Origin of the sequence: Cyanobacterium sp. Dongsha4 (genome assembly GCF_036345015.1) — a bacterium.
Lineage (GTDB): Bacteria > Cyanobacteriota > Cyanobacteriia > Cyanobacteriales > Cyanobacteriaceae > PCC-10605.
This window is the reverse complement of the sequence record NZ_CP084098.1, coordinates 4,063,566-4,076,188: the sequence shown is the minus strand read 5'-3', so window position 1 is coordinate 4,076,188 and position 12,623 is coordinate 4,063,566. Positions and strand designations below refer to the sequence as shown.

The window sequence follows — 12,623 nt, the reverse complement described above, 5'->3', positions numbered from 1 at the left end:
TAGAATTAGTGAATATATTTATTTATCGTGAAACAAAATATAAAAAGTCATGAATTAAGGAATTTATACAAAATTAGCACTTTTTTCTTAATAATAATATTACTTCTGGGGCTAAATCGTTACTATAGTTTTTTTGCATCCTATGATATGGGAATTTTCAATCAAATTTTTTGGAATAATTTACATGGAAATTTTTATCATAGCTCTCTTGCTTCTGGTATTTCCACTCATGTCACCAGTGGCGAATCTTTACCCTTAGTTGATGACAGTTACTTAGGTCATCATTTTAGCCCTAATCTATTACTATTTTTACCGCTATATTTTCTTTTCCCTTCCCCTGCCACTTTAGTAATCATACAATGTTTATTAATTACGGGGGCTGGAATTGTCCTTTATTTTCTGGCACGACAACACATAGCCCATTTTATCTCTTTATTAATTGTAGTCAGTTTTTACAGTGCGATCGCAATTTTTGTACCCACTTTATCCAACTTTGATAATATATCTCAACTGCCCATATTAGCTTTCAGTCTTCTCCTATGTTTGGAAAAAAATCGATGGGGTTTCGTCGCTTTATTTTCCTTATTGCTTTTGGGTGTAAGACAAGAAGCAGGATTAAATCTATTTGGAATAGGAATTTATTTAATTATCACCCGTCGCCATTGGATTCAAGGATTAATAATGGCTATTTTTTCCTTCATCTATATGATTTTTATTACTAACGTGATTATGCCCCAATTCACGAAAGATGTTGGGGAAAGATTCATGGTAGATAAATTCGGGCAGTATTTGCAGGATAATAACCCCTCCACCGTAGGAGTAATTTGGGGTATGGTAACTCAACCTTTATTAGTATTAAAAGAATTAATTTCTCCCTTTGATAATACCATCGAATATTTATTAGGACAATGGCTATCTTTAGGCTTAATACCAGCCCTTTCTCCTACTTCATGGATAATAACTTTTTTCCCTCTCCTTACTCCTTTACTTGGTCAAGGAAAATCTATTTTATCCCTAAATATTCGTTATGCTATGATGATTACCCCCGGACTATTTTACGGAACAATTTTATGGTGGCGAGGGCAATCTTTTGGCAATTTTTATCAAGATTTAAAAGCACTTCAACCGAGAAAATTAGGAGCAAGATTTAAAAGATTTTGGCTTAGTTGTATTGTTATCTCTTTACTATTAGGTTTTACCTCCAGTGCAACAGAATTAAGCCGTGCTTTTTATTTCATCATGCCAGATTCATTTCAACCCTTAGTATATGTATCCTTACCTCGTCAATGGCAACATTCCGCTTCTATTTATCAGCTTTTAAAGCAAATCCCTAAAGATGCCAGTGCGAGTGCAACTAATAATATTATTCCTCATCTGAGTGGTAGAGAGGCAATTATTCGCTTACCAATGATAGAGTTTTTAGACACAAGCCACCAACCTCAAACCGTTGACTATATTATCGCTGATTTATGGGAATTAGAACGTTATAGCGTTGTTTTTACCAAAGAAAAAGGATGGTTAGAAGCCATACAAGGGTTGATTAAAGAGGTAACAGAGAAAGAAGAATATAAGATTGTTGCTCAAAAAGATGAGGTAATTTTGTTAAAAAAACAAGCCAGTAGGAAAAGGGCAAGGGGCAAAGGTGAATAGTTGATAATTACTCATTACTCCCTGAAACCTGAAACCTTATCTCCCCAATACCCCAATACCCTAAACCCCAATCATCCTTTTTAACGGCTTATTATTTACCAATTCCTGCGGTTAAAACCTCATTACCCGATTCTGTCACTAAAACATCATCCTCAATTCTGACACCAATACCTTTCCAATAGTCGGGAATTTCGGGTTGCCCCTCGGCGGGGGTGATGTAAGGAGAAATATAGATACCGGGCTCAACAGTTACAATATGTCCTGCTTGAAATGTCGTCCAATTTTCCTTATCTTGTTTATAGTTGCCTACATCGTGAACATCTAATCCTAACCAATGCCCCGTGCGGTGCATATAAAAAGGCTCGTATTTTTTCTCCTCTATAATCTCTTTACTGTCTCCTTGTAACAGTTTCAATTCTTTTAAGCCCTCTACTAATACCTCCACTGCTTTATCATGGTATTGGTTATATGTATTACCCGGTTTCACCATTTCGATCGCAGCTAATTGGGCTTCTAAAACTAGCTGATAGATGTCTTTCTGGCGAGGGTCAAATTTGCCATCAACGGGAAAAGTACGGGTAATATCGCCATTATAATAGCCATAGGAACAACCTGCATCTATCAATAGCAAGTCTCCTGCTTCCATTCTGCGATTATTTTCAATGTAGTGCAAAATACAAGCATTTGCCCCAGAGGCAACAATAGAAGGATAAGCAACCCCGTCTCCTCCTAAACTTCTGAAAGTGTGTTCAATTTCCGCTTGAATTTCATACTCATATTTACCCGGTTGAGCAATTTCTTGGGCTTTTTTGTGGGCTTTGACTGAAATTTCTGTTGCCTTGCGAATCATCTCGATTTCTGCTGGACTTTTTATCATTCTCAAAGGATGTAAAACAAAATTACTATCTTCAATACCAGTGGGACCCGTACCCCTTTTAGGGTAAGATTCTGTTAGTTTTTGCCAATAGTGAATAATACGGGCATTAAAGTTTAAGTCTCTACCTAAATGATAATAAATGCGATCGCCACTAACTAAATATTTAGGTAATTTTTCATCTAACTCTTCGATGGAATAAACTGCATCAGCTCCATATAAATCTTTTGCCCCTTCCACTCCCACACGATAACCCGTCCAAATTTCCTTGGCTAAGTCTTTCGGTTGAACAAAAAGAATAAATTGATGTTCACTATGATTAGGTGCTAATACTGCAACAGCAGAAGACTCATTAAAACCAGTGAGATAATAAAAATCACTATCTTGACGGTAAACATATTCTACATCATTGTGCATCACCGCATAAGGAGCACTATTAAACACTGCTACACCTTTACCGATTGCGGACATCAATTTTTGCCGACGTTGTTTATATTCCAAAGGAGAAATCATCTTGAAAAGTTTGCCATATACATTGTTTTTAGAATTCTATCATTGACCATTACCAACTGAGTTCGCGCAATTGAGCAGTTATACTAAAAAAAGGTTTTAGGTTTCGGGTTTCGGGTGTTAGGGTTTGCGTTAATTAAACACTTTTACTCTCCCCTCTCTAAGAAGGATAAAGGGGATTTCTTTTAAGGGGAGACACAGAAGGGTTTGCCCCTTGCCCTTTGATTGTGCATGAGTGCCTGAGATAGCAAGAAGTCTGATGAATGAGAAGTTAAAGCATATTGAAAGCTAAAATCATCATAAAAAAAAGATACAGTAATGAGAAAAAGAAAAATAAATTGCTAAGATACTCAAGTATAAAGATCAGCTTAGAAACTATCCAGAGAAAAAATCGTCTCTGCCAAGTAAGCATAAAATTCTTATATTAATTATGTCAGAACAAAAATCTCTTTTAAACAAAATCAAAAAGTTAAGTGTTATCGGTGCAACAGTTGCTAGTTGTTGGTTAATTCAAACTACTAAAATATTAGCTTTACCTCAAGAAGTCATTTTAGAGAAACTTAAGCCTATACCTGTATTTACTATCGCTGACTCTCAAGGCGCACCATTAATTGCTTCCACAGATGATAATAGCAGAGTTGCAGGAGTTTTTATCAGCGAAAAAGATGCCAATTCTTTTGTTGAAAGGTTGAAAAAAGATAATCCTGATTTAGGAAAACAAGTGCAGGTTGTGCCTGTGTCTTTAGCAGAAGTTTATCAATTGTCGGAAAGAAATAGTCAACAACAAGATGGTGTACAATTTGCCTATGTGCCATCCTCTCAACAAATAGAACAAGCACAACAACTTAATAATCAATATCAAGGTGGAGTACCTTTGTTTGTAGCTAAGGCAGGGGAAGACCAAGGTTATTTAACTATTAAACAAAATGATCAAGAAGTTATACCTTTCTTTTTTGAGAAGCAACAAGTACAACAATTAGTGGAAAACTTCAAAAAAGCACAACCCGATTTAGCTAATTCTGTACAAATAGAGGTTGTTATTTTAGAAGGAATGTTGGATGCTATGAAGCAAGGGGATGACGAAATGTTGACGAGAATTGTTTTATGGCCTTCTAAAGAGTCTCTTGAGTTTTTACGCTCTAATACTCCTAAATAGAAAGGGCTTTTCGAGTTTAGGAAAATGGATGATAGGGGCTTGGAGTTTTAGGAAATGGGGGAAAAATTCCTTTTTTATTTTAACTCCTAACTCCTAATTCTATATTTTTGATGATACGTTGTGCTAATGTTCTTTCTGTAAAGGTTTTCGGGATAATATCATTAGCTCCGCTATTAAAGGCTTTTTCGAGAATTATTGGTTCTGTATGCTTTGTATAGTAAATTATTGGTAGTTGATACCATTGGGTATGAGTACGCAACATTTTACAAATTTCAATACCGTTAAGATAGGGCATTTCAATTTCTAATATTAATACATCAGGTGCGATCGCGCATAACACATCCCAGAATTGACGGGTATCATGGAGGGTTGTGATATTAAAACCCCAAGGCTGTAAATAAATAGGTAAAAGACGCAATAATTCTTCATCTTCATCAATAATCATGATTTTTCTTCCTTGGGCATACCTTTTCAAGGCTATTTGACAAAATTTAATGGCTTCTTGAGGAGTGACGGGTTTTTTTAGATAAAATGTGCCTCCTTTTTCTGCGATTAATAGTCTTTCTTCGGTGGATGTGCGATGAGAAAAGTTACGTTCGTAGCGATCGCCGATTATAATACTAGGAATAGGAGGAGTTTGCAGATTTAATTCTGTGATAAAGGCAAGATATTCTTCAACTAATTCTTGTTGCCATTGATTAAAAGCTATACTCATGATAACGACATCGGGAAACTGCTCTTTTTCTAAAGACTTAAACCATATTTTTACTGTTTCTAAATCTGTCATGGTAATGGTAATAATTCCTTTTTTTACGGCTTCTTGATTAAAAATTTTTTTAAATTGGACATCTTCACTGATTACTAAAACTAAAGAGCAATGGTCAATTATTTGATTGGTTAAATGGTTTAATTTCTCATCTTTTTGAGGATTGATTTGCCAAATTAAGTTATTTAAAATAGTCTCAAATTGTTTGATTTTATCTAGCTTTTTTTCTAAATTTTCTTTCAATAACTGCTCTAGTTGAGAAGCTAAATATGAGGCTTCATTAAAGCCAAATATACCTAAATTGCCTGATAATTTATGACAATTATCAATGGCTTTTTTAAGTTGATTTTTATTAATTTTTTGTTCCTTGATTTGGTTTAATGTAGTTTGTAAAATGTTTAATTGTTCCTCTCTTTTATCTTGATATTTTTCCCAAATATTATTTAGTGCGGTTAATTGTTGTAAGTGTTTTTCCTTTTCAATTTCTGAGGGAAATACGAGGGTGTTTTGTTCTGTTTTTATTTCTGTTTTCATGGGTTGAGATTTCAAACAATATCCTCTTCCTCTTATGGTGTCGATGGGATTTTCTGATAATCCTGCTTGTTTTAATTTCTGTCTTAAATAACGAAGATGCGATCGCACTGTTGCTTCTGAGGGATACTCAATAGAAGACCATAAATTTTCGATAATAGCTTCAATACTAAATACCTCATGGGGATGACGTAAAAATAATTCTAATAATTGATATTCTTTTGTGGTAAGTTGAATAGTATTACCCTGATAACTAACTTGACAAATACAGGGGTCTAAATATAGGCTTCCCCAATTTAATAAGGGAGAAGATTGATCATAACTTTGGCTACGTCGCAATAAAGCTCTAATTCTCGCCATTAATTCTTCAATGTCAAAAGGCTTACAAAGATAATCATCAGCTCCGACATCAAGGGCGTAACTTTTTTCCTGACTACTATGACGGGCAGTAAGAATCATAATGGGCATATCATAGCCATAATGACGAATGCGTTTACACAAACTAATACCATCTAATTTAGGTAAACTCCAATCGAGAATAATCAGATCATAATTATAAGTAGAAACATAAGTCCACCCCTGTTGTCCATCCATCACTGCATCAATGGTATAGTTTTGGTTTTGGAGCGTTTTTTCTAAAATATCAATGAGAATTTCATCATCATCTACTAGCAAGATTCTCATAGAACAAATTTTCTCGTGATAATTACGGATATATAGGTTATAATTTTCGTGAGACAATACATAGTTATACAGAATTTAGCCATGTCTTATTTTAAATTCCACGACTTATCAAAGAAAACCGAAAGACTGCAAAAAGAAATTTCTGACTCTCAACCTTTATGGGGGGAAAATGGGGAAGATGAAGAAAAACAATTGCGTCAGGTTAAGAAAAAATGGCTAAGACAACAAAATCAAGAATTTCAAAAACTAAAGCATCAAGAGTCACAAAATCGCAGTATAAAAACGTTAGTCTCAACTTTGATTAGTATAGCACTGATTGCGATCGCACTTCCTTTTCTTCCAAAACTATGGCAAATAAGTGTTGAAACTGTTGCAGAGTTTTTACCCAAAGATAGCCAAACATCAGGCAAACCGAAAAAAGGGGGTTTTTTAGAGAAATTAAAAGCCATGCAGGATGAATATAAACACAAAGAGAAAATTAAACAATTAGTAAAAGTCTGTGAAAAAGACCCTCAAAAAACCTCTGAAGAATGTCAAACCATTGCCGAAATGTCCATAAATAACGACACAAAACCTAATAATGTCAATGATTATAATGATAACAACGGCAAAGTAACCATTGAGGATCAACTTTTAGAGAGTTTAGATAATATTGATCAATATAACAAGGATGTAAAAAAAGCGATCGAAATGAGCGAATAAATAAAATATTGCTGTCTATAGTGTTTCCCAAAGACTTATTTTTTATACATCATACCGGGTAATTGGGTAACGAATCCTTATAACGGTAATTAAACAAAAATTAAGCCCAAATAAACCCTAAACTTGCTTTGTATAAGCTAAATACTTCGACATTATCCTTCAACTCTAAAAAAAATGGGTCGCCTGAGACTCGAACTCAGGACCAATCGGTTAAAAGCCGAGTGCTCTACCACTGAGCTAGCGACCCTTTTGCCGTTTTTCACGACATTAACTAATATAACGAAGGATTCCAAAAATTGCAAGGGAATCGGTGAAAATTTTTTAGGGTTGTTATTTTTCTGTTGTTGTAATATCTTACAGATAGCAAAGAATATCAGGACTGATGAGATAAAAAAAGATGCTTAGTCGGGTTTGGAGTGCAACAATTTTTGGTATCGAGGGAGTGAAGGTAGGAGTTGAGGTGGATGTATCGGGAGGTTTACCAAAAACAACTGTAGTTGGTTTACCAGATACCGCCGTCCAAGAATCGAGAGAAAGAGTCAAAGCCGCTCTTAAAAATTCTGGTTTTGCTTTTCCCGTGAGACAAATAACGATTAATTTGAGTCCTGCGGATTTACGGAAAGAAGGACCGATTTTTGATTTACCCATTAGTATCGGTATTTTGGCCGCTTCAGAACAGGTTGATCCTACCTATTTAGAGGAGTTTTTATTTTTGGGGGAGGTTTCCCTTGATGGGAGCTTAAGAGCGATCGCAGGGGTATTACCAATGGCGGTAACGGCTTCTAAGTTAGGTTTTAAGGGTATTGTTGTGCCGAAAGATAACGCCCAAGAAGCGTCTGTGGTGGAGCAGATAGAAGTTTATGGTCTAAATAACATTAATGAGGTGGCAGATTTTTTACAAAATCCTTCTGCTTTTTCTCCGACTATTCCAGAACTTAATTTCGATGATAGTTTTCAACAAAGTAATTATAATTTGAGAGATGTTAAAGGACAACATCATGCTCGTCGAGCTTTGGAAATTGCGGCGGCAGGGGGGCATAATCTCATTTTTGTGGGACCTCCGGGGGCTGGAAAAACCATGTTAGCAAGGCGTATGGCTTCCATTCTCCCCCCTTTGAGCTTTTCGGAGGCTTTGGAGGTATCTCAGATTTATTCAGTGGCAGGATTGCTAAAAAATCAGGGTAAACTGATTCAAGAACGCCCTTTTCGTAGTCCTCATCACTCAGCTAGTGGAGTTGCTTTAGTGGGAGGTGGGTCTTTTCCAAAACCGGGGGAAATCTCATTGTCTCACAATGGTATCTTGTTTCTAGATGAGTTGACGGAATTCAAGCGTAGTGTTTTAGAATTTTTACGTCAACCCTTGGAAGATGGATTTGTGACCATTTCTCGTGCTCGTCAATCTGTTGCTTTTCCTGCTCAATTTACCTTAGTCGCTAGTACCAATCCCTGTCCTTGTCAACAATGGGGGTATAAAAATTAATAATATTTATTAAGGATTAATTTAGCAAGTTCTAATTGCTGTTCTTTGGACAGGTAATAGTCTAACAGACTCGAAAATCCTTGAGGGGTTTTAGGAATATTATCATGAGAATAAATATTAGAATTATCAGTAATTTTACTCATAAGAATATCTAAAGATATTCCCATATGATCCGCTATTACATCTAGGTTTTCCCTTGAAGGAGACGATATTTTATTAACCCATGAGCTAATTGTATAAGGGGCTACATTTAGCTTTTCTGCTAAACTTTTTTGAGTTCCTTCTCCCCTTAATTCTGTAATTAGTTTTTTTAATTTTTCCTTGTTTATTTCTGGCATTAAATTGTCAAAACTATTCGTTTCTATTTCCATTTTATTCCTTTTTTTCCTCTTTATTTACTTTTTATGGCTACAATATTAGTAGCTAATCATAATAATTAGTAGCTACTAATTACTAGATAGTATTTTAGTGATAATGCTGTAAAAACAAAAATCAGAGAGCATGGAAAGAAATGAGATTAATCAAGAAAGCAGTAGAGGACTATACAGATGCGATCGCATCCCTACCAAGTTCTTGCTGTAAATTACCGGGGGCAAAAGAATGTTGTGGGAACTGTCCTTGTTACAAAATCCGAGTTAATCAAGTAAGGAGAACTTTAATGATTAAGAAAATAGAAAGAATAGGATTAGCCGATAAAAATTGGGATTACTACAAAGTATGGGAACAAATTATTGGCTTATCGAACGAGATGGATGAATTAGCATTATTTGTTTGTGATAGCAAAGAATCATCTTTACAAACTGAAGATACCATCGTTCGCTATTTAAGTTCAATCATCAAAAAGGGGAAAAATATGATTAAAACTGTGGAGCAATTACAGATAAACAGAGAAAAAGCCGAAAAATTAATAGCATAAAGTTTCCTGAGTCTTAGAGCCAATTTTTTCAAACTCCAAGCTGGAAACTAAGCAAAGTCAATAAAACTACAGCATTATCAAAACTGTAATCATAATAGGAGTTTAACACAATGCACGGTCATAAATTAGAATCAACAAGATTCATTAACACTCTAATAGTTGATATTGAAAATCTAAAAAACTGGACAGGGGCAAAACAAAGAACCGTCATAACAATTAATAAAGGAGTCAGCTATGTCGAAGATTAAGTTACCTGCTCCTGATTTATCTGTCAATCCTAACCATATCTCTATCGGTGACACTGTAATCAAGAATAATCAAATTGGGTTAGTGACTGATATAGTACCCGTTAATGGTAGTAAAGTTCTACAGTTTTGGGTTAAATGGTGTGATTCCAGTGCTACTGTTCCTATTGCTGAGATTGCTAAAGATTTAGATAAAATCCCTTTTATTCCCTATAATTTCCATGATTTAGTTGCTACTAGGGTTAATGATGGTTTTATCCATTCTTTTATTTACCATGACAATCAAATTAAAGCACAAATAATTAAGGATTCTGGTTTACCTATTCTTTTCTCCCTTGAGCAATTACAGTCTAAACTTAATAGTCGTTCCTCACACCCCACTATCAATATTTATACTCTCACTATTGACCCTGCCTTACAACAGAGAGTTAAACTTAACCAAGATACTGTTGCTGATTATGCGATCGCACTATCTGAAGGAGAGGAATTTCCGCCTATTATTGTTTGGCGATGTATAGAAGGAAATGAGGAACAGGGAACAAGCAACAGTGAAACCTTATATTTGGTCGATGGTTTTCACCGAGTGGAGGCGGCGAAGTTAGCTAAAATTGATGAGTTACCTTTTACAGAAAAATCTGGTACTTATCGAGAAGCTATGCTTTATACCATCTCTGTTAATGCTGACCATGGACTCCGCCGTAATAATGCTGATAAGAGAAAGGCTGTTATGGCTCTACTTAATGACCCCGAATGGTCACAGCTAAGTACCAGAGAATTAGCAAAACTAGCTAAAGTCTCCCACCAATTAGTCCATAAGATGCGAATTGAAATAGCAGAGACGGAACGCCGCCAGAAAAATTTACAAAGCATTAAAGATTATGAAGAAGGGAAAGGGGAACGGGGAACAGGGAACATAGTAAATAATGATAGTAAATTCCAATATCCTGAAGATGCCATTAAATTTCTTGATGATGATTTAGAGCAAGAGGATGACACTTCTTCTTGTGCTGATAATGAATTGACTGAACCAGAATTAGACAGTAAGACTGATTTATTCTCTCCTTCAATTTCTGATACTGATATATCTGCTTTCAATCATCCTCAACTTATCCCCATTAGTAAAGATACTTACTCTTTATTATGCGACCGCTCTGTTATTGAAAAGTTAGAAGATTTTAGGTCAGAACATAAATTAAATAATTATCAGACGGCTATTAGTAAACTCATTAATTATTATCAGGAGAATAAAATGCAAAATCCAGAGTAAAAGAATACTTAATAATCTACTGCCTACAAGTTAATTTAGTTTTGAATGATTATATCGCTATATTATGGTGGAATTAAAGATTTTTCCTAGTCACTATAAAGGAGAACAAACTAGGCAAAATATCATTAAATTTCTCTCAGAAAATAATGGTAAAAATCCTGAACAAATAGCTCTTGCTATCAATAAATCTGTAGTACAAACTAAGCGACAACTATCTAAACTATTGTCTGTAGGGGCGATAGTAAAGAGAGATAATCTTTATTTTATTACCCCTAAAGCCCATAATGTAAATATTACAGACTATTGGTATTAATTCTCATTAATCTTTTTTCTCTTATATATAACGGAGTATAAACATTTATAACTATACGGGAGAAGGGTTGGGGAGAATACGATAGCGTAGGAATCACCCTTCTTCGTTCCCTATATTCTTCATTATCCTTTGAAAGTCATGATAAAAGCTGAATCAAAAACAGAATTAGTCAAACTCTTATGTGAACGTTACGGCATAACAGAAAATACCGTATATACCAGACTAAGAAAGTTAGAAATGAAGGAAACTAAACAGGATGGTATTCTCTTTCTTAGTGATGAACAGATACAAACCCTCGATGACCTTGACAACTACCTTAAAACTGATGATAAGGCTTCCATCGCTTCTTTTATTACTCAACAATGTACCGATGTTTTACCCTCAGAAGTCCAGAGTCCAGAATATCCCTCTAACCACTCCCCGTTTTCTCATTCTTTTACTTCCGATGGTACTGCTAATCAAATTACTCAATTAGTTGCGATCGCCCAACAGAAAGCAGGGGGGATATTAATAGCAGAGAGAGCATTAATAGCTAAATATCTTGCTAATCCTGATTTATTAGATGATGAACTGAAAGAACAAATAGCCCATTGGGATGAGAAGTGTTTACCTACTTCCGTAACAGCAGAAGAATTTGCTAATCATCTATTGTCTGAATTGAGTTAAATGTCCGTAAAAGCGAAAGAAAGCTATAGAAAGGAAGAATTAAAAAAAGTTAGCAATGCTCTACTAGCTTGTGAGTCACTATTAATTGTTGGGGAAAATGGGAGCGGTAAAACTTTCTTCTGTGAGCAATTGGCTGATGTCTTTTCTGCTTCTCATTATCCTTATTTAATAATCCCCATAGAGACAGTAAGACAGATAACGATAAAGGTATGTAGAAAACTAAACATAGATGAGGAAACGATAGAGGGTAAAAAGAAAACTATTATGATGATGCAGGAGGATATTATTGAACACTGCAAAACGAATCAGACTATTTTCCTTGTGGACGATGCTCACAGACAACCGCCAACTATCAGAATATGGCTAGAACGATTAATGAATGAAGCGAATTGTCCTGTCCTTCTCCTTGCTACCACACCACCAGCTAGAGATATATTCCTGAAATTACCGAGAATTGAACTAAATCCCCTTAAAGATAAATATATTAGACAAATAATGCAAGAAAAAGCTGAAGAACTAGGATTATCCCTCAAATCTGCTGACTATGCTAAACTACAAGCTAGTGCAGGAGGTAATCCTATGTTAGCAGAGAGGGTAGTAAAAGAGAAATACCTAGGCATCGAAAATACTGGTTTAGACCATACTCAGTGGATTGATGGTACACCTATATTAATGGCTTTCTTAATGTGTTTGGTAATCATTAGATTTATAGGATTAGGTCTTAATAATACCAGTCTTTATCTTCTTGGGGGCATTATCACTACTGCCATCGGTGTTAGTAGAATACTTATCTATAGTTTACCGAAGAAGGGTACTCGATTAGGTAAATAGAGGGGAACAGGGAACAGGGAACGGTGTAAATA

The 12,623-nt window shown here is 35.2% G+C and carries 12 protein-coding genes, 1 tRNA gene and 1 pseudogene; 10 read left to right on the top strand and 4 right to left on the bottom strand.

Translation table 11 applies throughout. The features are described 5' to 3' along the window. Positions 1 to 27: 27 nt before the first annotated feature. A complete protein-coding gene (locus Dongsha4_RS17920; RefSeq protein WP_330203637.1) occupies positions 28 to 1,650 on the top strand; it encodes a DUF2079 domain-containing protein in 1,623 nt (540 codons plus the stop codon). A gap of 91 nt (positions 1,651 to 1,741) precedes the next feature. On the opposite strand, the gene Dongsha4_RS17915 is transcribed toward Dongsha4_RS17920, so the two are convergent. Further along, a complete protein-coding gene (locus Dongsha4_RS17915) occupies positions 1,742 to 3,037 on the bottom strand; it encodes an aminopeptidase P N-terminal domain-containing protein (protein ID WP_330203636.1) in 1,296 nt (431 codons plus the stop codon). Positions 3,038 to 3,464: 427 nt separating this feature from the next. Between Dongsha4_RS17915 and Dongsha4_RS17910 the strand changes: the two genes are divergently transcribed. Then, complete coding sequence (locus Dongsha4_RS17910; RefSeq protein ID WP_330203635.1) at positions 3,465 to 4,190, top strand: Tic22 family protein; 726 nt, start codon at positions 3,465 to 3,467, stop codon at positions 4,188 to 4,190. Positions 4,191 to 4,269: 79 nt separating this feature from the next. On the opposite strand, the gene Dongsha4_RS17905 is transcribed toward Dongsha4_RS17910, so the two are convergent. Then, positions 4,270 to 6,171 (bottom strand): response regulator, encoded by a 1,902-nt coding sequence (locus Dongsha4_RS17905; RefSeq protein WP_330203634.1) that lies wholly within the window; start codon positions 6,169 to 6,171, stop codon positions 4,270 to 4,272. A gap of 81 nt (positions 6,172 to 6,252) precedes the next feature. On the opposite strand from Dongsha4_RS17905, the gene Dongsha4_RS17900 reads away from it, so the two are divergent. Then, positions 6,253 to 6,873: a hypothetical protein gene (locus tag Dongsha4_RS17900; protein ID WP_330203633.1), complete on the top strand. Its 621-nt coding sequence runs from the start codon at positions 6,253 to 6,255 to the stop codon at positions 6,871 to 6,873. 175 nt (positions 6,874 to 7,048) lie between these two features. Here Dongsha4_RS17900 and Dongsha4_RS17895 read toward each other — a convergent pair. Further along, positions 7,049 to 7,120, bottom strand: a tRNA-Lys gene (locus Dongsha4_RS17895). A gap of 150 nt (positions 7,121 to 7,270) precedes the next feature. On the opposite strand from Dongsha4_RS17895, the pseudogene Dongsha4_RS17890 reads away from it, so the two are divergent. Then, positions 7,271 to 8,341: pseudogene (locus Dongsha4_RS17890) on the top strand (YifB family Mg chelatase-like AAA ATPase); the annotation flags it as partial. Positions 8,342 to 8,349: 8 nt separating this feature from the next. On the opposite strand, the gene Dongsha4_RS17885 reads toward Dongsha4_RS17890, so the two are convergent. Beyond that, positions 8,350 to 8,724 (bottom strand): helix-turn-helix transcriptional regulator, encoded by a 375-nt coding sequence (locus tag Dongsha4_RS17885; protein ID WP_330203631.1) that lies wholly within the window; start codon positions 8,722 to 8,724, stop codon positions 8,350 to 8,352. 140 nt (positions 8,725 to 8,864) lie between these two features. On the opposite strand from Dongsha4_RS17885, the gene Dongsha4_RS17880 reads away from it, so the two are divergent. The 6 genes from Dongsha4_RS17880 (at position 8,865) to Dongsha4_RS17855 (ending at position 12,591) form a co-directional block, all read left to right on the top strand. After that, positions 8,865 to 9,269, top strand: a complete 405-nt coding sequence (locus tag Dongsha4_RS17880; protein ID WP_330203630.1) for a hypothetical protein — start codon at positions 8,865 to 8,867, stop codon at positions 9,267 to 9,269. Positions 9,270 to 9,379: 110 nt separating this feature from the next. Then, a complete protein-coding gene (locus tag Dongsha4_RS17875) occupies positions 9,380 to 9,517 on the top strand; it encodes a hypothetical protein (protein ID WP_330203629.1) in 138 nt (45 codons plus the stop codon). Then, a complete protein-coding gene (locus tag Dongsha4_RS17870) occupies positions 9,504 to 10,781 on the top strand; it encodes a hypothetical protein (RefSeq protein ID WP_330203628.1) in 1,278 nt (425 codons plus the stop codon). Before Dongsha4_RS17875 ends, Dongsha4_RS17870 begins: the two co-directional genes overlap by 14 nt. A 64-nt stretch (positions 10,782 to 10,845) precedes the next feature. After that, entirely contained in the window at positions 10,846 to 11,094 is a 249-nt protein-coding gene (locus Dongsha4_RS17865) for a hypothetical protein (protein ID WP_330203627.1), read from the top strand. A gap of 138 nt (positions 11,095 to 11,232) precedes the next feature. Beyond that, the gene (locus tag Dongsha4_RS17860) at positions 11,233 to 11,760 is read left to right on the top strand and encodes a hypothetical protein (protein WP_320000940.1); all 528 of its coding nucleotides are present in this window, start codon (positions 11,233 to 11,235) and stop codon (positions 11,758 to 11,760) included. Then, the gene (locus Dongsha4_RS17855; protein WP_330203626.1) at positions 11,761 to 12,591 is read left to right on the top strand and encodes an ATP-binding protein; all 831 of its coding nucleotides are present in this window, start codon (positions 11,761 to 11,763) and stop codon (positions 12,589 to 12,591) included. The last annotated feature ends 32 nt before the right edge of the window (positions 12,592 to 12,623 follow it).

Bases quoted from the DNA above. Each gene is read 5' to 3' on its own strand.
- Dongsha4_RS17870 (WP_330203628.1), top strand. From the start codon at position 9,504: ATGTCGAAGATTAAGTTACCTGCTCCTGATTTATCTGTCAATCCTAAC.
- Dongsha4_RS17875 (WP_330203629.1), top strand. From the start codon at position 9,380: ATGCACGGTCATAAATTAGAATCAACAAGATTCATTAACACTCTAATA.
- Dongsha4_RS17855 (WP_330203626.1), top strand. From the start codon at position 11,761: ATGTCCGTAAAAGCGAAAGAAAGCTATAGAAAGGAAGAATTAAAAAAA.
- Dongsha4_RS17860 (WP_320000940.1), top strand. From the start codon at position 11,233: ATGATAAAAGCTGAATCAAAAACAGAATTAGTCAAACTCTTATGTGAA.
- Dongsha4_RS17915 (WP_330203636.1), bottom strand. From the start codon at position 3,037: ATGATTTCTCCTTTGGAATATAAACAACGTCGGCAAAAATTGATGTCC.
- Dongsha4_RS17910 (WP_330203635.1), top strand. From the start codon at position 3,465: ATGTCAGAACAAAAATCTCTTTTAAACAAAATCAAAAAGTTAAGTGTT.
- Dongsha4_RS17865 (WP_330203627.1), top strand. From the start codon at position 10,846: ATGGTGGAATTAAAGATTTTTCCTAGTCACTATAAAGGAGAACAAACT.
- Dongsha4_RS17905 (WP_330203634.1), bottom strand. From the start codon at position 6,171: ATGAGAATCTTGCTAGTAGATGATGATGAAATTCTCATTGATATTTTA.
- Dongsha4_RS17885 (WP_330203631.1), bottom strand. From the start codon at position 8,724: ATGGAAATAGAAACGAATAGTTTTGACAATTTAATGCCAGAAATAAAC.
- Dongsha4_RS17900 (WP_330203633.1), top strand. From the start codon at position 6,253: ATGTCTTATTTTAAATTCCACGACTTATCAAAGAAAACCGAAAGACTG.
- Dongsha4_RS17880 (WP_330203630.1), top strand. From the start codon at position 8,865: ATGAGATTAATCAAGAAAGCAGTAGAGGACTATACAGATGCGATCGCA.